Below are 22466 nucleotides of genomic sequence, written 5' to 3'. Positions count from 1 at the left end.
AAGGGGGTATCGCCCGCCTGGCTGTGAATAACACCCTCACCCACCGCGAATGCGTCGACAACTAGCCCCGTCGGCGCCCGATGAGACGTCGGCGCACGGCCCCACGGCCATCGTTCGATCGACCGCTCGATCCGCGGTACCTGGCGCTCGTCGACCCAGACCGAACTGGCCAGCACCTAATGGGTCGCGGCAGTGGAACGGTGAGTTTCCGTAGCCCGGCCGGGCCAGGCTGAATATCCGCCATGCCTTCCGGAAGCGACACGTTTCCGCAGAGGGATCGGGTGGGGCCCGGCAGAAAGACCGGAAAGCGATGACCTACTCACCACACCGGCGATGTGTCAACCAAGACTAATCAGCCGAAGGCAGTTCTATCGGGTTGGTGCCGGCTAATAGGCACCTTCTCGGGCAACTACTGCCCTTGCCGTGCGCCACAAGATCGCTATATCCCCAGTGATGGACCAGTTCTCGACGTAATAGAGGTCCAGGCGAACCGTGTCCTCCCACGAAAGGTTGGAGCGTCCGCTCACTTGCCACAATCCAGTGATGCCAGGCTTCACGAGGAATCGACGATGCACGTGTGTCTCGTACTCGCTGACTTCGCTTTCTAATGAGGGACGAGGTCCAACCAATGACATGGACCCACCAAAGACATTGAACAACTGAGGTAATTCGTCCAAGCTAAAACGTCGCAGGAACCCACCAATTGGAGTGATTCGCGGATCATTCTTCATCTTGAACATCACCGCATTGCCTTCTGCCCTTGCCTCCCCCCTCAAACTGACCAGCTGGCTTTCAGCGTCTACAACCATTGACCGAAACTTGAGCATCTCAAAGTGAGCTCCATTGATGCCGACCCGCTCCTGTCGGAAGAATACCGTACCGGGCGTGCTGAGTCGGATGGCAATGGCGATGAGCGCCAAGAACGGTGACAACAGCAAGATCAACATAGCAGCCGCTATCAAATCAAAGGCTCGCTTGGCGAACAGTCGCTTACCCTCGTACCTTGGCGTCTCCACGTGAATAAGTGGGAGGCCCGCCACAGGACGAGTGTGAATTCGCGGACCCCCGATATCCGTGAGGCTCGGCGCCACAACGAGGTGCTGATGCCCGGGTTCCAAACTCCAACTCAGCTCTCGCATCCGCTGCGGCGGCAGCTCATCGCTACTAGTGACGACCACGGTGTCGGCATCGACCGTTGCCATGGCCTCTTGGAGCTTGTCGATGTCTTGGAAGACGGGAATCATCGAACCGGGGAGGCGCGGTAGTGAATGCCCCCCGGGGATGCACGCGCCAACCACCAGATAACCCGCCGCAGATTGTCTCGCAAGCTCGCGAGCGAGGTGCACGACCGAGTCCAACGAACCGACCAAGAGGACGCGAGACGAGTACTTGCCATCTAGCCGCTGGGCGCCGAGCCATATTCGCCAGATCCACCTGGACAGAATGAGTACAACTAGTCCCAAGGGAAAAGCGATCAGGATGTACCCTCGCGCGAATTCAATTTGGAACAGAAAGGACACGATTGCAACGAGTCCGAAAAGCCGAACAGTCCCGTCAGCAACTTGGCGATACTCCTGCGGACCGGTGCCGAGAACTCGGTATCCGCGACTGCCATAAATGCCGAGCATGAGCATCCAGGTGGCAATAATGGTTATTGAAATCGCGGTGTAGCTCACGGCAATTTCGGTCAGATTTCCACCAAATCGCACGTCGGCAGATGAGACTCCGAACCAAGCGATTTGAACTCCGAAAACGACCCATATGAGCACGAGTAGGTCGGTGATCACAAGCCGCCCCGCATACACGTCGCGCCAGTTGCGACCAGCGTTGACGCTTACGGGAGTCCCCGCTGGTGCAAGCTTGCTCATGTGTCCCCCACGCGGCACGAAACTACTGCCACGATGTCCCCTGATCGATGGATCGCATCACGGAATCACCGGCCCAGACCCAGAGGGTGCCGGCGGCTTCCGAGACGGCGACATTGCCCTGCATGGTCTCCGCTGGTGCATCGACTGGGAGACAGCCTGTCGGGGTGGCCGTCGTGGGGTTAACCGAAAGGGCGATCAGCTGCACCCCCGCACATTCCGGGAGACCGACCGTAGCTATAAGGTATCCCATCTCAGTTACGGCCAGATTAACAATCCCGTCCCCTCTTAAAGGGACACTCCACGTCTCGCCGAAGTCGGCGGTGGTGAACACGTTTGTATCCGCACAGGTGATGGCGGCGGCTCCGCCACTATCAGGCCTGCCCACCAGATTTACCACTGAGGCACAGGGTGCCTCAACCTCACGGGAAGGAGTGTGTACAGTGGCGCGATCGGCCGGGTCGACGTACCACTGGTCGTCTAAGAGGTTGGCGTTCGTGGAGTAGTCCTCGCCTGCGACGAACGACCGCACGAATTGCGGGGAGCAGTCGTCGGCGGCTAGACCCACGATTTCCACCTGTGAGTCGGATACCACGTTGATGCTTTGAGGGGCGGTGAGCTGCACCTCCTCGGTGGCATCAGTGGGCTGCCAGGTCTGACCGGCATCGGTCGTAAATTCTGGAACTGCTACGACGGCTGGGCACTCCCCCGTAGTGGCCCGCCATGCGGTGGCGCCATCCAAGGCGGACAAAATGCGTGTGGGTGGAATCGCGACGGTGGCCGCAGCCGCGGTTGGGGTAGGCGTGGCGTTTGATTCTGGCGCGAAGGTGGGGATAGGCCCGGGTGTGGTCGCCGGAGCGCCGGGCGCCCGGGAGCCGAGGGCCCAGGAAATCAACAGGACATCTATTAGCAGGAACGCAATGACGGCCAGGTAAATCCACAGGCGTCGGCGCGAAGAATCGCGGGGTTTGTAGCGAGGAGGGCGGGGCATGGGTCAGCGTGCGCTCGTTACGGCGGCAAAACTTTCAGTGATTTGAGTGACCGTGGAGTTGAGGATTGCGCCGACACGAGCGTAGACCGCGGTGGACTGGCGGTAGGGGTCTTCGATGTCGTCGTCGTCGGGGTGGGGCGGGGGCGGGGAGAAGCCTCGGGTGGCTGCTACCTCGGCGACCAGGGCGCGGAGTTGCGTGGCGAGGTCGGGTCGCGGGGTCTCGACAAGCTCGACCAACGGATCGGTCAACGATTCGACGGCCGCGGGCAGGAGCCTGACGAACTGGTTGAGGGTGTACGTGTAGCGGGCCGCGCGGGGGTGCAGCGAAACTACCTTGCTGCGGTGCTCTCGGGTCGCCGTGAGGATCAGATCGGCGTCGGTGATCAGCTGCTCGGTTAGCTGTTGCGACGCATGGCCAGCGGGGTCGGCGCCATAGTGGGCGGCGAGGTGGGCCGCCTCGGGGGTCATGTCGTGGCCGACCATGGACTGCGTGCCGGCGCTGTGCACAACCACGGGTAGGCCCCGGGCGGCGGTCTGGGCGCGGAGTAGTCGCTCGGCCACGGGCGACCGGCAGATGTTACCGGTGCACACTATAAGTACCGTGAACGCGTCGCTTGCCATGGCCCCCACGTCGGTCATTTCTTTATCCTGGCCCGCTTCGCCTGCTGGGCACGCTCGCGGCGGGTCGGTTCCTCGGTGGTGACCTCGTCGCCGTACCCGTAACCGTAGCCATATCCGTAGCGGTTGTAGCCATATGCATCCGGACCCTTGGTCGGCAGCATCGTGAGTACGAGACCGGAGACTGGTGCGCCCACATTTTCGAGCGCAGAAATCGCTCCCTTGAGCTGGTTCTTTTGGGTGCGGCCCGCGGCGACCACGATGATGGCACCGCCAACGTTCTTTGCCAGGATTGCCGCGTCGGTGACTGGCAGCAGCGGTGGCGTGTCGTAGATGACGACGTCGAACATCCGGTTGAACTCGCCGATGAAGTGACTCATCCGCGCTGAACCGAGCAGCTCGCTCGGGTTGGGGGGCACATGGCCGGCGGGTAGCACGAACAGCTGTGCGCGGCCCCAGGGCTGGATGACATCGTCGAGCTCAGCTCGGCCGATGAGCACGTCGGTGAGGCCGACTGCGCCTTCGACACCCATGTAGTCAGCGACCTTGGGGCGGCGGAGGTCTGCGTCGATGAGGAGAACTCGCGAGCCCGCATCCGCTAGCGCGATGGCCAGATTGGCGCCGGTGGTGCTCTTGCCTTCACTCTCAATCGACGACGTGATGACGAAGCTGCGGTCTGTACGACCGACATCGAGGAACTGCAGGTTGGTTCGCAGGGTTCGGAAGGACTCGGCGCGAGGGCTGCGCGGGTCCACGTGCACGATTAGCGGGCGGTCCTGTGCCTTGGGGTCGAAAACGATGCCACCGAGAATGGCAACGTTAGTCACGCCCTCTACGTCGTGCTCGTTCCGGATACGCGTCTCAAGGGTTTCGCGCAGCACGGCGAGGCCGACTCCGAGCGCTAGGCCCACCAGTCCGCCGAGGGCTATGTTGATCGGAACGTTCGGGCTGACCGGCACGGATGGCACTGTGGCCTCTTGAGCGCGGGTGAGCTTGACCGGAGAGATTGAGTCATCCGCCATCGGAGTCTCGATCTCCTCAACGACGGCCGTGAGGCTTGCCGAAATCGCGTTCGCGGTCTCGGCGGCACGAACCGGGTCTTCATCGGTGACGGTGATATCGATGATGGACGTGTCGAGGGGTGCAGATGCGGCTACACGGGTTGCGAGCTGGTCAGAGGTGATTCCAAGTTCGAGGGAGCCGATAACCGGTAGCAGCACAATGGGCGTTGAGACCAAGTCGGAATAAGTCTTAACTCGCTGCACCGTAAAGCTGTTTCCCTGCACGAGGTCCGAGGCTGTACCCGTCGACTGAGTAGAGACGAAAACCTTGGCCGTTGCGCTGTACTGGGCCGTCTGCGTGAGCGAATATGCCGCAGCGGCACCGACACCGACGAGTGTGAAGAGGACGATCAGTACCCAGCTCTTGCGCAGGATGCGAATGTAGTCGCGAAGTTCCACTAAGCGGCCTTTCCTTGGTGCTCGTGCCAGGTTGGAGGCCGGATGCTGCGCCCCCAAGATATGCTCCCACATTTCGGTCGGAGGTCTTCCACCAGATGAAGCAATGCGCAACCCCTCGAACCGCTAGTTTGGGCTTCATGACATCAGCTCACGACCGCGTTTCCGGGCAGCGTTCCGGGCTGGGCGTTGCCGCGGTCGGGCTTGTTACGGCCGTTGTACTGGTCATGCTGCTGAACGAGCTGTTCATGCGCGGAGTGATCCGTGACCCGCCGTTGGGGGAGCTACTGAGCTACCTCGTCGTCTGGGTGCCGCTGCTGGCGGCCGTGTTAACTTTTTGTTTCGTGTTCGGATCCCGTTCACTCGGGCGCGACATCGGCCTGCGCTTTCGACCGCTCGACCTGCTGTGGGGGCTCACCCTCGGCGTGATCGCCCGAGTGCTCGCGACCATCCTGGAGATCGCCGGTTATGGGCAGATGGGTTCGGCTGGTGCGATCCTCGGCGAACCGGCCCATGACCTGTGGTGGGTGTTCGCGATGATTTTGGCGCCCGTGGTGGTTTCCCCCTTTATTGAGGAACTGTTCTTCCGTGGCCTGGTGCTGCGGGCCGTGAGCCGGGCCGCCGCCGACAACGGAGCCGCTCAGCGGTGGACGCTCGGCATCGCGGTGGGCGTGAGCGCCACCACGTTCGCGCTCATCCACCTGATCAACGCCGGCTCCCCCACCGCCGCCCTGGTGATCGGGCTGTCGACTTTGCTGTTCGGCCTGGGCGCCGGAGCGTTGGCTGCGGTGACCGGGCGACTTGGTGGGGCGATCGTGGCGCACCTGGTGTTCAATGCACTCGTTGTGCTGCCGGCCACCCTGGGGTAGACGCGGCTACTTGGCGGGGTTGGTGGCCAGTTCGGCGGTCTTACCGGTGACGACCTCGCCGGCGGTGACGCGGATGACGCCGGCACTCTTGTTGCTCGCCGAGTCGTGCCACCAGGTGCTGCCGAAGCTGGTGCCGTCGGGTGCGGCGAAGCGCAGCGTGTACCGGCCCGGTTTGAGGCCGGTCAGCGTGTAGTCACCGCTGCCGTTGGTGGTGGCCGTTGCGGCCACTCCCCCGTTGGCAGCAACGGCGGACACCGTCGCCGCGTTCAGGCCCACGTTGCGGGCGCCGGCCGCGAAGACGGTGCCGCTGATGGACGCGGTCGGCGTGAGCGCCGCATCCGTGTTGGCGACGGTCTGGCCGGCCGTGAGGGTGAAGGACTCGGCGTTGGGCCGGGTGGTGTTGCCCTGCCATTCGCGCAGGTAGGCGTCGCTGCCGTTGGCGCTGCCGCCGGAGAACTGCAGGGTGTAGGTGCCCGCGGCGAGGCCGCTGAGGGTGTAGTCGCCGTTGGCGTTGGTGCTGGCGGCTGCGATGCTGCCGCCGACCAGGTCGCCGGATCGGTCGGTGGCGTAGGCGTACACCCAGGCGCCGGGGATGGCGGCACCGGTGGTGCTGGCGGTGATGCGGCCGGTGACGGTGGCAGCGGCGGCGAGGGCGACGTTCTTGCCGGTGACGGCGGTGTCGACCGCGAGCTTGACCGGGGCGGCGGTGCTGGGGTGGGTCTGGTCGTGCCACCACTGGCCGACGAAAGCGCTGCCGACCGGCGGGGTGAAGCGGACGGTGTAGCTGCCGGGGATGAGGTCGGCGATGGTGTAACCGCCATCGGGGCTCGTGGTGGCGGAGCCGCGCAACGAGCCGTTGGGGGCATAGGCGGAGACCGTGGTGCCGGCAAGGCTTTCGACGGAGGATCCGGCGAACGTGGCAGTGCCGCTGATCGAGTGGTTGGGCAGGAGGGACGCGTCGATGCCGGCGACGGCCTCACCCAGGGCTACCGGGAAGGTGGTGGCGTCGGACTGGTCCGCGGCCCCGCCGAGCCACTCGCTGCGGTAGTCACTGCTGACGAAGTTGAGGGTGTAGCTGCGCACGTCGAGGCTGTAGAAGGTGTAGTTGCCGTCGGCGTCGGTGGTGGTGATGGGGATCGCGGTGCCGTAGCCGCCGGCCTCGGTGTAGATGTACACGGAGACGCCGGCCAGCGGTGCGCCGGTGACCTGGTCGGTGACCCGGCCGGTGACGCTGGTGGAGTTGATGGCGCCGGAGGCGGGCTGAGTGGGGGCGGGCGTTGCGGTGGCCGATGGCGTGGGAGTTGCTGTGGCCGTGGGGGTCGGTGTCGCGGTGGCCGTGGGAGTCGAAGTCGCAGTCGGCGTGGGTGTGGCTGTCGCGGTGGGGCTCGGCGTCTCGGAGGTCGAGGGCGTGGGCGTGGCGTTCGCCGTTGGGCTGGCGGTGGCGGTCTGCAATGGGGTGCCGACCGGTGGGTCCGTCGGAGCGGGCGTCTCGGTGGTTGCTGCGGGCACGGTGGCCGGGCGCGCGGCGATGGCCGTGGCCGTGGGAACCACGATCAGGAGCGTGCCGACGAGGGCCGCAACCCCGATGCTGGCGCGGGTGGCCAGTCGGGTACGGGCAGGTCGGATCGGTGAACGACGTGGCATGACGTTTCCCCCTGATTCCGACTGGTGTGCTGAAGAGCACCCCATCGAGCCCAGTTGCACCAGCCTATTCGCGGAAGGGGGTTGGACAAGGGGTTTAACACCCCGGTTCAGGGCACATTCCGAGGTCGCGGGGTCTCGACAAGCTCGACCAGCGAGATGGGAGCGATTGCGAGGTCGGATTGCGGGGTCTCGACAGGCGACCAGCGAGATGGGGGCGATTGCGAGAGCGGGTCACGGGGTCTCGACAAGCTCGACCAGCGAGATGGGAGCGATTGCGAGGTCCGGTCACGGGGTCTCGACAAGCTCGACCAGCGGGGTGGGCGCGGTTGCGGGAGCGGGTTGCGGGGTCTCGACGAGCTCGACCAGCGGGATGGGAGCGATTGCGAGGTCGGGTTGCGGGGTCTCGACGAGCTCGACCAGCGAGGGGTTAAGTCTCCGAGATCGGGGTGCGGTTAGGGGGTGGTGAGGGCGCCGGTGGGGTCGATGGAGAGGAGGCGGGGGGTGGCGGCGTCGATGACGAGGGTGGCCACATCCGCCCGGCCGGCGGGGAGGACGCGGATGGTGACCCGGCCGGCGTCGACGGTGTCGAGCACGTCGGCGAGGGTGCGGGCGAGGGCGGGCAGGGCGTCGGGCGGGGTGTCGGCGCTGTCGTCGAGCACAGTGACCTCCACGCCGCGTTGCCGGGCGTTGGCGACGGCGGTGATGACCGGTTCGAGGAAGAGGACCCGGCCGCGGATGGCGTCGCGGAGGCCGGCCTCGATGAGAAGGCACTGCGCGCGTTCCGCGTCGGTGAGTGGGGTGGGCTCGGCCAGCCGCCGCAGGGTGGGCCGGGCGAGGGCGTTCACCCGCATCAGCTCCGCCTCGCGTTCGTCGATCGCGGCAACGGTGGTGGCGTCGTAGGTGGCGCGAGTGATGTCATCAGCCGTGAGCACCTCGAGGGTGCGCTCGGTGCGGCGCAGACCCACCACGAAGAAAGTGCCGGCCAGCAGGGTGCCGGCGTGCCGGCTGATCAGGATGAGCGCGGCGAGCGGCGGCTGATCGGTGCCGATCGCCCACACCAGGGCGAGCACGCCGAGGCCGACATAACCGAGCCAGGCCCAGCCGATGTACCCGCGGAAGGCGAGCACCAGCAGGATCAGGGTGATGGCGCCGAGGTGCCAGTGCGGAAACGGGCCTTCGCTCACGGCCGGCGTGTAGGCGAACATCTGGATCGCCCCGACGCTGCAGAGCCCCAGGATGAGGAACATCCGCGGGCGCCGGACCGGGCTGTCGAAGTGGATCATCAGCACGGCCGCGGCCAGCAGGATCACGAGGAACGCGCCGATCGCCAGCAGGTGCGGCCGGCCGGGCTCGAAGTCGATGAGGGCGAGCAGGCCGTGCACCACCCCGAAGAGCACCAGGATGCTGCGCGCGGCGACCACGGTGAGTCCGATGGGCTGCGACATCGACCGCAGGTCGGCGGGGTCGGGGGCGAGGGGGACGACCTGCCGGGAGACCGCGCGGCGCTCGGGCTGACGCGGAGCGGGGGCGCTGCCCGTGCCTGTGCGGATGCCCGTGCCCACGACGAGGCGCTCGGGGGCCCAGCTGACCACAATGTCGGTACCGAGCCCGGGGGCGGAGCGGATGTTCGCGGCGCCGCCGGGCACCTGCTCCATGCGGCCGATGATGCTCTGCGAGATGCCGAGGCGTTCCGGCGGCACGGCGGCAGGGTCGAAGCCGACGCCGTCGTCGCTGACGATGATCTCGCAGCCGTCGACCGTGCTGATCAGGGTGACCGTGCGGCGCACCCGCGGGGCCCACCCCGGGCCGGCGGGGCGGGGCGGGGCGGGCTGACGGGGCTGTCCGGCGGCGTTGGCGACGGAGTTGCGCAGCGCTTCGCCGACGGCGCCGAGCATGGCCGCCACCACAACGGCGGGCACGGTGCGCTCCACAACCGCGCCGCCGGCGCGGCGGGCCGGGTCCTCGACCCGCACGCGCGCATCCGGGTCCACTTGCGCGGTCAGGCGGGTGAGCCGACGCACGAGGTCGGAGACCAGGACCACCGGTTGCACCGGCGGCTCGCGCAGGGCGTCGAGCTGCCTGAGCGTCTTGGCCGCGTGCGCGGACACCACCGGCAGGGGGCTGTGCCCGAGGCCGGCCATGAGCAGGGTGGAGATGACGCTGTCGTGCACCAGGGCGTCGATGCGCAGCCGCTCCTGCCGCCGGGCGACCCGGGCGGCCCGGCGCGCCTCGGCCTGCCGGATGAGCAGGGTGGTCTCGTCGACCCGGGCGGCGGCGCGGCGGGCGGTGAGGGTGAGGGCCACGAACACGCTCACCAGCAGCAGCGAGAAGAGGGCGTCGGCCAGGCCCACGAGCACCGGGGTGTCTTCGGTGGTGGTGCGGAACCGCACCAGACCGCTGAGCGCGACGGCAACAACGGTGAAGGTCCAGGTGAGGCGGGGGCCGGCGAACACGGCCACCGCGACGGCGGGCACCCCGGTGTAGGTGATCATCCACGGGATCTCGGCGCCCACCGGCAACGGGCCGGGATTCAGGAACCAGAACAGGCATATGACGATGTAGCAGACGGCCTGCAGGGCGACGATGGCGTGCAGAACGCGGCGCCGCGCCCATCCGCTGCACAGAGCCAGCACGACGGGCAGGCCGAACGCGCTGAGCCAGGCCGCGGCGGACAGGAATGGCGTGGGGTGCCAGCCCTGAGCGAGGTAGGGGCCCAGCGACAGGGCGCCGAAGATGATTCCGGCCGCGCCGACCGCGATACCGAGCACCTTGCTGAGGTTGGCGGTGGCGGACAGGGCCGGTCCGGTCCGGCCGGTGCCGGGACTGTCGGCCGGAGCGGGTGGTGTGCTCGATGGTGTGGTGCGGGTGGGTCCGGTCTGGAGCAGGCCGAGCGTCGTCGGGCCGGTCGTGGTCAGGCCGGAGTCGGTCATGACCGGCCGGGGATGGGCAGGATGCCGTCTTCCAGGGCGCGCTTGTAGAGGTCGATCTTGGTGTTCGCCGGGCGGCCCACCTTCTCGTACTTGGAGCGCACCCGGCGGATGTAGTCCACCACGGTGAGCTCGGACAGGCCGGTGTGCGAGGCCACGAGCGGCGCCTTCGCGCCGGCGGCGTAGAGGGAGAGCACCTCGCGTTCGCGCGGGCTGAGGCCGGCGTCGGCGAGGTCGGGGTCGCCATCCAGTGCCGCGGCCCACTCGGTGGAGGCGATGGTCTCCCCCGCCGCCGCCCGGGTGACGGCGTCGAGGAGCACCTCGGCCGGTTCGGACTTGCGCACCACGCCGAGCACCCCGGCGCGGGCGGCGGCGCGCATCAGCACGGCGTCGTCACCGCCGGTGAAGGCGAGCACCTCGGCGCCGGTGGCGCGCAACCGGTCGACGTTGTCGCTGACGGTGGAACCGTCGGAGAGGCGCAGGTCGAGGATGACCAGGTCGACCTGGCCGTCGGGCACGGCGGCGCGCAGCTCGGCGACGGTGGCGACGGTGGTCACCACCTCGATGTCGGGGATGGTGGCGAAGAGCCCGGCGAAACCGCGCGCCACGATCTCATGATCGTCGATCAGGGCGACCCGATAGCGGTGCATGCGGTGCTCCTTCGTGGGGCTGGTCGTGGTGCGGGAGGGGGTGGGCGGTCGGGGCTGGATGGGTGACAGCTGTCCCCCGAATTGGGTGCCCTGATAAGTAACGGCTTTCGGCCGCTTCGGCGGTTCCCTAATCTGGTTGAGGGGAACAGCCGGGGGGGCTGGCGTGGGGTGCTCTCGACCGAGGTCGATTGAGCGCCCCCGCTCCGCCGGGCCGGCTTCAGACCGGTCATTCTGGTCATGCCGGCCGCACCGGTTCGCGGCGACGGTTGTTCAGCACGCCGTGGCTTTCCTCGAGGTAGCAGGAGCCGCAGAGCGACTCGTAGGTGACCTCGACGCCGTCGATGGCGACCTGGTCGCCGTCGAAGACGAATGCGCCGTTCACCTGGCGGCCGTTGAACACGGCCTTGCGGCCGCAACGGCAGATGGTCTTGAGCTCTTCGAGGCTGTGCGCCACCTCGAGCAGCCGGCGGCTGCCGGGGAACGCGACGGTCTGGAAGTCGGTGCGGATGCCGTAGGCCAGCACCGGCACGTTCTCGATGATTGCGATGCGCAGCAGGTCGTCGACCTGGGTTTCGGTGAGGAACTGGGCCTCGTCGACGAGCAGGGCGCTGACGTCGAGGCCGGTCGTGCGGAGGGTGTCGGTGCGGTGCTGCTGGAACAGGGCGTACGCATCCGCCTCGGGGGTGAGCAGGAAGTCGACGCCGCGGGTGACGCCCAAGCGGGAGAGGATGCCGCGGTCGCCCTTGGTGTCCACGGACGGTTTGGCGAGGAGGACCCGGTGGCCGCGCTCCTCGTAGTTGTAGGCGGCTTGGAGCATGGAGGTGCTCTTGCCGCTGTTCATTGCGCCGTATCGAAAATACAGTTTCGCCATTACTGCCGGTACCGCCTTGCCCTGTCGGAATCGTGCCGCGCCCGCTGGGGCGCGTGGGATTCAGCGTACTTGGCGTGGGGGTTTGTGCGCGCGCACCCCGATGGGGGTGGCCGGGGTGGCGGGGGCTTCGGGGATGGCCGACGCCGGGGAGGCGGGGCGCACGGCGCCGAGTTCGATGGTGAGCGAGGGGCGGCGCATGGTGACGCGGGTGGAGCCGAAGACCACCCGGATCACGCCGAGGTAGGGGCGCAGCAGCGCGCGCACCTTGCGCGGCGGCAGGTCCAGGGCGGCCTGGATGGTGATGGTGTCGACCTGCGCGGGCGCGGGCGTGCCGGCGAGGATGGCCAGCGGGGTCTGGCCGAGGGTGGGGCCGGGCGGGCGGGGCCCGGTCTTGCGCAGCTGCGGGGTACCGGTGATCTGCACGACGAGGGTGTGCGGGTCGAAGCCGGTGGCGGCGCAGAGGGCGCCGAGGAGGGCCGCGGTGGCGGCGCGTTGTTCGGCGCCGAACACGGTGGCGCGGTGCTCGGGGTCGGCCACGACGAGCAGGCCGGCGGTGCCGCGTTCGGCGAGGGCGGCGCGTTCCCGGGAGATGACGGAGTCCAGCCAGGTGCGGTCGACCTCGGCGACGAGGCTGCGGCGCACGTCGGCGGCGAGCTGGCCGGCCTGGGCGATGTCGAGGGCGGTGACGGCGCCCTTCTCGAGCACCTGGCTGAGGAACGGGATCACGCCGGCCTTGAGCTGGGTGACCTGCTGCTCCACCACGGCGCGGGCGAGCTGGCCGCGGGCCTCCTCGGTGCGGGCGACGATGGTGCGGCGCGCATCCGTCTGCCAGGTGAGGATGGACCGGACGATGCGGCGGGAGTACGCGGCGCCGGCCGCGGCGGGCGCGAGGATCTGGGTGACGGCGACGATCGCGTAGACGGCGACGGGCACGTCGATGCGGAACGTGCCGGCCTGGGGCAGGGTGATGGCCACGGCGACGGCGCTGGCGACGGCTCCGGAGAGGGCGATGTGCCGCCACGGCCGGTAGGGGGCCATCGCCAGGAGGAGCAGGCCGATGCCGATGGGGCCGAAGTCGTCTTGCACGAGCTCGTTGCCGCCCCATTTGCTGAGCGCTTCGAGGAGGTAGGCGAGCAGGGCGGCCGCGAGCACGAGCAGGTGCAGCCGGGCGCCGAACGGGGAGCGGGCCGGGCCGGTGGCGTAGATGAGGGTGGCCACGGCGGCGGCCATGGCGACCAGGGCGAGGGTGGCCAGCACCGGATGCTGAACCTGGTCGACCTGGAGCACGGTGGCGATCACGGCGTAGCCGAGCACGACCGCGCCGATGGCGGGGGCGAGCGGCCAGGCGGCGAGGGTGCCGAGCGGGTCGAGGCGCTGCTGGGTGGCGGTGCGGCGGATCATGGGGCCACCGGGTCGGCGGGGGTGGGCGCGGTGGGTGCGTCGGCGGCGGAGGGCGCGTTGGGTGCGTCGGCGGGGAGCGCGGGGGTGGGCGCATCCGCGAGTTGCCCCGGTGCGGTCGAGTTGCCCTGCTCTGCCGGGGCAAGTCGTCCGGAGGTGGGCAACTCGGCGTGGGGGTGGTCGGCGGGGGCGGGCGCATCCGTGGCCGTGTTCGCGAGTTGCCCCGCTGCGGTCGAGTTGCCCTGCCCTGCCGGGGCAAGTCGTCCGGAGGTGGGCAACTCGGCGTAGGGGTGGTCGGGCGCCGCGGGGGCCGGGGCGGCGGGCAGGGTGAGCAGCACCGAGGTGCCGGCGCCGGGGCGGGACCAGATCACGACGGTGCCGCCGAGGCGTTCGATGCGTTTGCGCACCGATTGGCGGAGGCCCAGCCGGTCGCTGCCGGTCTCGGCCTCCATGAAGCCGGAGCCGGCGTCGAGCACCATCACCGAGACGTTCTGATCGTCGGCGTCGATGACGACCTCGGCGGAGGCGATGCCGGCGTGCAGCAGCACGTTCACCAGGCACTGTTGCACGGCCAGGCCGAGCTCGCGGTCCTGCTCCGGGTCGAGCCGGGCGAGGGCCTCCTTGTCGCCGGTGATGTCGACGACGAGGCCACGGTCGCGGCTGCGGTCGATGGCCCGGTACACCGCGCTGGCCAGCCATCCGTCGCCGCCGGCGGGCGCAGCGGCGGTGCGTTCGTCGACGTGGGTGAGCCAGTCGCGGTCGGCGAGGGTGTTGAGGGTCTCGCGGATGCCGGCCTCGAGGCCGCGGCTGAGCGGTCCCGGCTTGGCGCGGGCCACCGACACGAGCTGGTTGAGGGTGGTGTCGTGCATCAGCGCGATCGCGCGCACGTCGAAGTCGTGCCGTAGGGTGCGGGCCTCGTCGTCCTGCACGGCCCGGTGGATGGCCGGCTGGGCGGCGCGGCCGGTGCGGCGGGTGAGGCCGTCGAGCAGCATCACGCCCACGAGCATGAGGTAGGTGACGATGCTGAAGACGTCGGGCCGGTCGGGCACCCCGGCCTGGGAGACGGCGAGGGTGGCGGCGACCTCGGCGAAGAGGAACCCGACCGTGCTCCAGAGCACGCCGACGAGCGCGCCGGAGCCGGCGCCGCCGACCATGATCAGGGCCATCTTGGGCAGGGAGATGAGGAACAGGTCCGAGGAGGAGAACACGCCGGGCATGCCCAGCACCGCGCCGGTGAAGAGGTAGGTGCAGGCGGCGCCGAGCACGAGGTAGGCGATGGTGAGCGGCACCGTGCGCCAGCGGGCGAGGAGCGCCAGCAGGCCGGCCATGCCGAGGATCGCGGCGACGGTGGCGAACAGGCGGTCGGTGACCGGGGCCATGCTCAGCGCGAGCACGGAGGCGAGCGCGCCGGCCAGGCAGATGAGGCCGAACCAGTGCGACGCGCGAGCGAGGGCACGACTCAGCGTGGCCTGCACCAGGTGGCCGGGTAACCCAAGTGACATTGCGCCCTCTCCACCTCTGATTATCTCAGGTGCGCGGGATTCGGCGGCCACCCGGCTGGGGGTGGGGTGATGCTCACGTCGAGTCCAGGCTTCTGGTCCCGCTGCGGACAAATGCACCCGGTGTGCCGGGACCACTTGTCCGCACGGGGAACAGTTAGGCGGGGCGGTGAGGCTGGGGGTCGAGGCGTGCACTGGCCGAGTGCGGCGGGGTGCGTGGACGCTCGTGGCGGTGCTACCCACGGCGGAGCATCCGTCGCGGCACGTCGAACGCCCGCGGGCACGTGTACGAACATGGGCCGCCGGGAGTAACGCGGGCCGCGGGCCGCAGTGAGAGGGTGCTGCTCAAAACAGGGTGGGCGACAGGTCGGGCGGCAGTTCGGCCGCGATCAGGGACTCCCCCGCGGCTGCGGTGGTGGTCGCCGGGCCGCGCGGGGTGAGCGCGGTGGAGAGGATGCCGCCGGTGGCCGGATCCTCTCGGCGGTGGTCGAGGCCGTGCGCGCGCATCAGCGGGTGGATGCGGGCCGCCAACCACTGCCGATACTCCTTCGGCGCGTAGGCGCCTCGCTTGTAGAGCTCGCGGTACTTGGGCACCAGGTCTGGGCGTTCGCCCTCGAGCCACTGCAGGTACCAGTCTTTGACCCCGGGCTTGAGGTACAGCGCGCTGTAGAGCACGCCGGTGGCACCGGCATCCGCCGCCTGACGCATCGCGTCGTCGAGGTGCGCCTTGGTGTCGGTGAGAAACGGCAGGATCGGCATCATGAAGATGGAGCAGTTGAGGCCGCGCTCGCGGATGGCGGTGATGGTGGCCAGGCGCGCCTTGGTGCTGGGGGTGCCGGGCTCGACCGACTGTTGCAGGTCGTGGTCGTAGATGGCGATGGACATCGCGAGGTCGACCGGGACCCGCTGGCTGGCTTCGACGATGAGGTCGAGGTCCCGGCGCAGCAGGGTGCCCTTGGTGAGGATCGAGAACGGGGTGCCGGAATCGGCGAGCGCGGCGATGATGCCGGGCATCAGCCGGTAGCGGCCCTCGGCCCGCTGGTACGGGTCGGTGTTGGTGCCGAGCGCGACCGGATGCTTGCCCCAGGTGGGTTTGGCGAGTTCTTTTCTCAGGACGTCGGCGACGTTGACCTTGACGATGATCTCGTTGTCGAAGTCCTTGCCGCCGTCGAGGTCGAGGTACTCGTGGGTGGGGCGGGCAAAGCAGTAAGTGCAGGCATGTGAACAGCCGCGGTAGGGGTTGATGGTCCAGCCGAAGGGCATGGCGCTTTGGCCGGGCACCCGGTTGAGGGCGGACTTGGCGAGCACCTCGTGGAAGGTGATGCCGTCGAACTCGGGGGTGCGCACGCTGCGCACGAGGTTGTTCAACCGGGCCAGTCCGGGGAGCGCCCCGGCCTGCTCGGTTGTCAGTTCCTGTCCACTCCAGCGCATGCATCAAGTCGAACACATGTTCGAGTGGGATGCAAGCGGGAGGGGCGGACATCCGTGGTGCGACGTCAGCTTGAGCCAGTGAAGCGGGGCCCGGCCTGCGCACGCGGTGCGCAGGCATGGCGGCCGGCTCAGCAGGCACGAGCGTGTGGAGTGGCCCGAATTTGCGAGTGCAACGGGCCCTCTAACTAGCGAAAATGGGCCAGCCCCGGTGCTGGTTGGTGGGCGCTGCGATGACTGGCCCAGAATTGCTAGTGCGGAGGTCTAATTGACTAGCAAAAATGGGCCAGTCTCGGCTCGGCTTGGGCGGCGGGGTGCTACGGGGTTCTACGGGGTGGTGGGCGCGGACTCCAGGCCGAGCGGCTTGGTGCGGGGCATGTAGAAGGCCGCAGCGACGGTGGCGACGGCGGTGATCGCCAGGGCGAGGAACACGGCGGATGAGGCGTCCGTGATCGCCTCCGGGTCGTGGCTTGCGTTGCCGGGCAGGGCGTAGATGGCGTTGGCGACGGCGCCGAAGATCGCCACGCCGACGGCGCTGCCGATCGATCGGGAGAACATGCTCGTTCCGGTGACGACGCCGCGTTCGTCCCAGCCGACGCTCGACTGGGCGGCGATCATCGAGGGCGTGGCCACCAAGCCCAGGCCGAGTCCGATGACGAAGCAGGACACGGCGACGGTGGCCACGGCGGGTGTTGCTGCCGTGAGGGCCAGCACCACCGTGCCGAGCACGGTGATGGCCATGCCGATGAGCACCGTGGCGCGGAAGCCGATGCGCAGGTAGAGCCGGCCCGACTGCGATGCCGCGATCGGCCAACCGATGGTGAGGGCCGCGACGGCGAGGCCGCCGAGGATGGGCGTGACCCCGAGCGAACCCTCCAGATAGGTCGGCACAAACGAGGTGAGCCCCAGCATGATGGCGCCGACGCCCAGACCGATCAGCGAGCTGGTGAGCACCACCCGGCGCGAGAAGATCCACATGGGCAGCACCGGTTCGGCCGCCCGCCGCTCCGCGAAGACGAACGCGACCAGCAGCACGGCGCCGGCGGTGAAGACGCCGATGCTCTGCGGCGAGGCCCAGGCCCACGCCTGCCCACCTTCGAGCACGGCCAGGAGCAGGGCGCTCAACGCGAGCATCAGCAGGGTGGCGCCGAGGTAGTCCACCTTGTGCTTGCGGTGCTGAACGGTCTCGTGGAAGGTGCGCATGATCATCCCCGCCGCCAGGAGGCACAGGGGGATGTTGATGAAGAAGATCCATCGCCAGGTCGAGAATTCCGCGAAGACGCCCCCGAGGGTCGGTCCGACGACGGAGGAGATCGCCCACACGCTGGCGAGGTAGCCCTGGGTCTTGGCGCGCTCGGCGACGGTGTAGATGTCGCCGGCGATGGTGACCGACATCGGCATGATGGCGCCGGCGCCGAGGCCCTGAACGGCCCGGAAGGCGATCAGGGCGGGCATGCTCCAGGCGAACCCGCAGAGGATCGAGCCGAGTAGGAAGATGCCGATGCCGAAGAGGAGGATCGGTTTGCGTCCGATGACGTCGGAGAGCTTCGCGTAGACCGGCACGGACACGGCTTGGGCGAGTAGGTAGATGGAGAACAGCCAGGGAAACTGCGAGAAGCCGCCGATGTCCTTCACGATGGAGGGCACCGCCGTGGCGAGGATGGTCGACTCGATGGCCACGAGCCCGGTGGTCAGCATGAGGGCGATGAGGATGGGCCCGCGCTCGGACCGGAAACCGACGTCCCTTCGGCTGATACTCATCGGATGAAGGCTGCCCGGGCGTCGGTTCTGGTAGTCACCTTGGACCCAAGTCCGGGGGGCGGCTGACTATTCCGAGATTTTTGCGATCCGCACGCGCGCGACTTCTGGAAGGGGCAGCGCCCCAGACGCACGTCGCGGGGTCTCGACAAGCTCGACCAACGGACGGGGGCACGACCCACAGGTACGTCGCGCGGTCTCGACAAGCTCGACCAACGGACGGGGGCACGACCCACAGGTACGTCGCGCGGTCTCGACAAGCTCGACCAACGGACGGGGGCACGACCCACAGGTACGTCGCGGGGTCTCGACAAGCTCGACCAACGGACGGGGGCACGACCCACAGGTGCGTCGCGCGGTCTCGACAAGCTCGACCAACGGACGGGGGGGGGCACGACCCACAGGTGCGACGCGGGGTCTCGACAAGCTCGACCAACGGACGGGGGGGGGGGCACGACCCACAGGTGCGACGCGGGGTCTCGACAAGCTCGACCAACGGACGGGGGGGGGCACGACCCACAGGTGCGTCGCGGGGTCTCGACAAGCTCGACCAACGGACGGGGCTCGTCCGTCGGCCAGGCAGCCTAGGCGGTGAGGTGCAGGGTGGCGGCGGTCGCCGCGAGGGAGGCGGTCGCAGCGGCAGGGTCGTCGGAGAGCTTGGTGCCCAGGCTCGGGATCATCTCGCGCAGCTGCGGCTCCCAGCGGGAGTACTCGCCGGGGAAGCAGCGCTTGAGCAGGTCGACCATGATCGGCGCGGCGGTGGATGCTCCGGGCGACGCCCCGAGCAGGCCGGCGATGCTGCCGTCGGCGGAGGTGATGACCTCGGTGCCGAACTGCAGGATGCCGCCGAGCTTCTCGTCCTTCTTCATCACCTGCACACGCTGACCGGCCGTGATCAGCTCCCAGTCCTTCGACTCAGCGGTGGGCATGAACTCCCGCAGCGCCTCGATCTTGGCCTTCCGGGAGGCGAACACCTCGCCCATCAGGTACTTCATCAGGCCGAAGTTGTTCTTCGCGACGGCGAGCATCGGCACGAGGTTGTGCGGACGCACCGAGAACGGCAGGTCGAACCAGGTGCTGCGCTTGAGGAACTTGGGGCTGAAGCCGGCGAACGGGCCGAACAACAGCGACGCCTCGCCGTCCACCACCCGGGTGTCGAGGTGCGGCACCGACATCGGCGGTGCGCCCACGGCGGCCTTGCCGTAGACCTTGGCCTGGTGCTGCGCCACGATCGCGGGGTTGGAGGTGCGCAGGAACTGGCCGCTGATCGGGAAGCCGCCGAAGCCCTTGATTTCGGGGATGCCGCTCTTCTGCAGCAGCGCGAGCGCTCCCCCGCCGGCGCCGACGAAGACGAACCGGGCCTGCACCGTGTTGGTGTACCGGCCGACCAGGCTGAGCAGCTTGATCTTCCAGGAGCCGTCGTCCTGCTGGGTGAGGTTGGTGACCTGCTGGTTGAGGTGCACGTCGACGCCGCGCTTCTTCAGCGAGTCGAAGAGGAAACCGGTGAGGGCGCCGAAGTCCACGTCGGTGCCGGAGACGATGCGGGTCGCCGCGATCTTCTGCTTGGGCTTGCGTTTCTTGGTGATCAGCGGGGTCCACTCGCCGATCACGGCAGGGTCCTCGCTGTACTCCATCCCCGCGAACAGGGGCTGGTCGGCGAGCACGTCGCGGCGCTTGCGCAGGTATTCCACGTTGGAGGAGCCGTGCACGAAGGTCATGTGCGGGGTGGAGTTGATGAACTTCTCCGGCTCGGGCAGCACACCGGTCTCCACCAGGTGCGACCAGAGCTGGCGGCTGATCTGGAACTGCTCGTTGATGGCCACGGCCTTCTCGGCCGTGACCGAGCCATCCGCCGCCTGCGGCATGTAGTTCAGCTCGCACAACGCGGCGTGGCCGGTGCCTGCGTTGTTCCACGGGTTGGAGCTCTCCTGGGCGAGCTCGCCGAGGCGCTCGTAGACCTGGATGTTCCAGTCGGGCTGCAGCTCACTGAGCAGGGTGGCGAGGGTGGCGCTCATGATGCCCCCGCCGATCAGGGCGACATCGACCTTTTCTTCTAAATTCACGCTCAGAGTCTATCCCGCGCGCCCGGGCACTCCGCCGAGGCTGGGACCGTGCCGGGGCACGCAGGATAGGGTTGCCGAATGGACACCTCTGGAAGCCGCTTGGGCCTCTCCCTGGGCATCATCGCCCTCGCCGCTCCCATCGTGGCTCTCGGCCTGTTCATCGGCACCTTCACCGCCACGGCAGGCACACCGGCCACCGACCCCAACCCGCTCGCCGGGCTGTCGTTCTACGCCAACCCGGAGTCCACGGCCAGCATCGCCGCCGCAGCCGCCGCGACGGCCGACCCGGACTCCGCCGATGCCGCCACGATCGCCAAGATCGCCGAGCAGCCCGCCGCGATCTGGTTGCTGCCGGAGAAGTTCCCGCTCGACACCGTGCAGGCCGACGTGTCCGCGATCGCGGATGCCGCGGCGGACGCCGGCCAGGAACCCATCTTCGTGATCTACGGCATCCCCGACCGCGACTGCGGCAACGAGTCCGCCGGCGGCCTGTCGGAGACCGACTACCCGCTCTGGGTGTCCGCCATCGCGACCGCGCTGAGCACCCGGCCGTCCGTGGTCATCCTCGAACCGGATGCGCTGGCGCTGGCCCAGGAGTGCAACAACGTGCCGCAGCGGGTCGCGCAGATCCAGCAGGGCGTGGCCACCTTCGCCAGCACCGTCGCCACGGTGTACCTCGACGCCGGCCACTCCGACTGGATCGACGCGGCCACCATGGCCGACCTGCTCAACCAGGCCGGGGTGCAGAAGGTGCGCGGTTTCGCCACCAACGTCTCCAACTACAACAGCAACGCGGAGGAGCAGAGGTTCGGCGAGGCGGTCTCCGCGCTCACCAACGACGCCCATTTCATCGTCGACACCTCCCGCAACGGCAAGGGCAGCAATGGCGAGTGGTGCAACCCAACCGGCCGCGCCATCGGCACCACCCCGGAGGTCACCACCGATGGCGGACTGCGCGACGCGTACCTCTGGGTGAAGCTGCCCGGGGAGAGCGACGGCACCTGCAACAACGGCCCGAAGGCCGGCGAATGGTGGAACGAACGCGCTTTGCAGCTCGCTGACGCCGCCGGCTGGTAACCTGACCCCCCATTTCTGTGCCACCAGGGGGCACAAGACGCGTAAGATGCTCAGGTATGTCGTCGTCTGGGGAAACACGTAGGGTCGCGGTGATCATCGAGGACGATGCTGACATCCGCCATCTGCTCGAAGCGGTGCTTACACAGGCCGGATTCGATGCGATCGCAACGAGCAACGGGCTCGACGGAGTGCGCGCGGTTCGCGCCTATGACCCGGTGGTCACGACGCTCGATGTGAGCATGCCCGGCATGGACGGGTTCGAGACGGCCAAGCGCATCCGGGCGTTCAGCGCCACGTACCTGGTGATGCTCACCGCGCGCGACGAGGAGATCGACACCCTGCAGGGGCTCGAGTCCGGCGCCGACGACTATCTCACCAAGCCGTTCCGGCCGCGCGAGCTGCGCGCCCGCATCGACGCGATGCTGCGCCGCCCGCGGATGTCCGCGGCATCCGCCACCGCCGCCGACGCCGCAATCGACTCGACGCCGCCGCCCTCGGTGGACCCGGTGCACGTGCCGCCGTACGTGTCAGCCGACGGTGAGCCTGAGTTCACGCCCGCGTATGTGCCGGTCGAGACCTCCGCCCCGCGAGCGGATGTCGACGGCCTGCCGATCCTTTCCGGCTCGCCGGTCTCCGTGACGGTGCCGCTGCCCGTGGTCCCGTCGACGTCCGCCGCCAAGGACGAACGCGCCGAGGACTGGCTGGAGCACAATGGACTGCGGTTGAGCAACGACATGCGCCTGGCCGTGCTCGGCGACACCGAGCTCGACCTCACCCGCACCGAGTTCGACCTGCTGGCCGCGCTGCTCGAGTCCAAGCGCCGGGTGCGCAGCAAGGCCGACCTGGCGCTGCTGCTGCGCGGCGAGAGCTACGTCACCTCGTACTACGTGAACGAGGCCGACAAGCGCGCCGTCGAGGCGCACCTGAGCAACCTGCGCCGCAAGCTCGGCGACAGCCTCACCGCGCCGCGCTGGCTCGAGACCGTGCGCGGTGTCGGGTACCGGCTGGCCGCATCCGACCAGGCCGGGCAAGACTCCTACTAGAGGTCAGCGCCATCCGCCGGTCGAGCTTGTCGAGACCAGGTGACGTTCGCACGACGGCTCGCGGGGTCTCGACAGGCTCGACCAGCGATCGGGCGCGACACACAGGCACCTCGCGGGGTCTCGACACGCTCGACCAGCGGACGGGGCACGACACACAGGTACCTCGCGGGGTCTCGACACGCTCGACCAGCGGACGGGGCACGACACACAGGCACCTCGCTGGGTTTCGACACGCTCGACCAGCGGACGGGGCACGACACACAGGTGCGTCGCGGGGTCTCGACAGGCTCGACCAGCGGACGGGCGCG

General features: G+C 68.5%; 16 protein-coding genes. 3 read left to right on the top strand and 13 right to left on the bottom strand.

Features of this window, described 5'->3' with window-relative positions:
* Positions 1 to 386 precede the first annotated feature (386 nt).
* The 4 genes from ACU5E9_RS16050 to ACU5E9_RS16035 form a co-directional block, all read right to left on the bottom strand.
* Positions 387 to 1868 carry a sugar transferase gene (locus ACU5E9_RS16050; RefSeq protein ID WP_456810889.1) on the bottom strand — a complete coding sequence of 494 codons (1482 nt, stop codon included), beginning with the start codon at positions 1866 to 1868 and terminating at the stop codon, positions 387 to 389.
* Positions 1869 to 1890: 22 nt separating this feature from the next.
* Entirely contained in the window at positions 1891 to 2490 is a 600-nt protein-coding gene (locus ACU5E9_RS16045; protein ID WP_456810888.1) for a hypothetical protein, read from the bottom strand.
* A gap of 369 nt (positions 2491 to 2859) precedes the next feature.
* The gene (locus ACU5E9_RS16040) at positions 2860 to 3495 is read right to left on the bottom strand and encodes an arsenate reductase/protein-tyrosine-phosphatase family protein (RefSeq protein WP_456810887.1); all 636 of its coding nucleotides are present in this window, start codon (positions 3493 to 3495) and stop codon (positions 2860 to 2862) included.
* Positions 3492 to 4934: a polysaccharide biosynthesis tyrosine autokinase gene (locus tag ACU5E9_RS16035; RefSeq protein ID WP_456810886.1), complete on the bottom strand. Its 1443-nt coding sequence runs from the start codon at positions 4932 to 4934 to the stop codon at positions 3492 to 3494. The genes ACU5E9_RS16040 and ACU5E9_RS16035 overlap by 4 nt, the downstream gene beginning before the upstream one ends.
* 137 nt (positions 4935 to 5071) lie before the next feature.
* Between ACU5E9_RS16035 and ACU5E9_RS16030 the strand changes: the two genes are divergently transcribed.
* Positions 5072 to 5800, top strand: coding sequence for a CPBP family intramembrane glutamic endopeptidase (locus tag ACU5E9_RS16030; protein ID WP_456810885.1), 729 nt, complete (start codon positions 5072 to 5074; stop codon positions 5798 to 5800).
* A 6-nt stretch (positions 5801 to 5806) separates the two neighbouring features.
* Here the strand turns inward: ACU5E9_RS16030 and ACU5E9_RS16025 are convergent, their stop codons facing one another.
* The 9 genes from ACU5E9_RS16025 to ACU5E9_RS15985 form a co-directional block, all read right to left on the bottom strand.
* Entirely contained in the window at positions 5807 to 7444 is a 1638-nt protein-coding gene (locus ACU5E9_RS16025) for an MSCRAMM family protein (RefSeq protein WP_456810884.1), read from the bottom strand.
* 452 nt (positions 7445 to 7896) lie between these two features.
* A complete protein-coding gene (locus ACU5E9_RS16020; protein ID WP_456810883.1) occupies positions 7897 to 10374 on the bottom strand; it encodes a hypothetical protein in 2478 nt (825 codons plus the stop codon).
* Positions 10371 to 11021, bottom strand: a complete 651-nt coding sequence (locus tag ACU5E9_RS16015; RefSeq protein ID WP_456810882.1) for a response regulator transcription factor — start codon at positions 11019 to 11021, stop codon at positions 10371 to 10373. Before ACU5E9_RS16015 ends, ACU5E9_RS16020 begins: the two co-directional genes overlap by 4 nt.
* Positions 11022 to 11256: 235 nt before the next feature.
* Complete coding sequence (locus ACU5E9_RS16010; RefSeq protein ID WP_456810881.1) at positions 11257 to 11892, bottom strand: thymidine kinase; 636 nt, start codon at positions 11890 to 11892, stop codon at positions 11257 to 11259.
* 60 nt (positions 11893 to 11952) lie between these two features.
* Positions 11953 to 13293: a hypothetical protein gene (locus ACU5E9_RS16005; RefSeq protein ID WP_456810880.1), complete on the bottom strand. Its 1341-nt coding sequence runs from the start codon at positions 13291 to 13293 to the stop codon at positions 11953 to 11955.
* Positions 13290 to 14792: an ATP-binding protein gene (locus ACU5E9_RS16000; protein WP_456810879.1), complete on the bottom strand. Its 1503-nt coding sequence runs from the start codon at positions 14790 to 14792 to the stop codon at positions 13290 to 13292. Before ACU5E9_RS16000 ends, ACU5E9_RS16005 begins: the two co-directional genes overlap by 4 nt.
* Before the next feature lie 342 nt (positions 14793 to 15134).
* Positions 15135 to 16220, bottom strand: a complete 1086-nt coding sequence (locus tag ACU5E9_RS15995) for an Rv2578c family radical SAM protein (RefSeq protein ID WP_456810878.1) — start codon at positions 16218 to 16220, stop codon at positions 15135 to 15137.
* 324 nt (positions 16221 to 16544) lie between these two features.
* Positions 16545 to 17978 carry an MDR family MFS transporter gene (locus ACU5E9_RS15990; protein WP_456810877.1) on the bottom strand — a complete coding sequence of 478 codons (1434 nt, stop codon included), beginning with the start codon at positions 17976 to 17978 and terminating at the stop codon, positions 16545 to 16547.
* A gap of 581 nt (positions 17979 to 18559) precedes the next feature.
* Complete coding sequence (locus tag ACU5E9_RS15985; protein ID WP_456810876.1) at positions 18560 to 20038, bottom strand: malate:quinone oxidoreductase; 1479 nt, start codon at positions 20036 to 20038, stop codon at positions 18560 to 18562.
* A gap of 78 nt (positions 20039 to 20116) precedes the next feature.
* Between ACU5E9_RS15985 and ACU5E9_RS15980 the strand changes: the two genes are divergently transcribed.
* Positions 20117 to 21115, top strand: coding sequence for a glycoside hydrolase family 6 protein (locus tag ACU5E9_RS15980; protein WP_456810875.1), 999 nt, complete (start codon positions 20117 to 20119; stop codon positions 21113 to 21115).
* A gap of 56 nt (positions 21116 to 21171) precedes the next feature.
* Positions 21172 to 22158 (top strand): response regulator transcription factor, encoded by a 987-nt coding sequence (locus tag ACU5E9_RS15975; RefSeq protein ID WP_456810874.1) that lies wholly within the window; start codon positions 21172 to 21174, stop codon positions 22156 to 22158.
* Positions 22159 to 22466: the final 308 nt, after the last annotated feature.

This window comes from Cryobacterium sp. AP23, assembly GCF_054075385.1.
The sequence above is the reverse complement of the archived record's forward strand: the minus strand, read 5'-3'. Positions and strand labels throughout refer to the sequence as shown.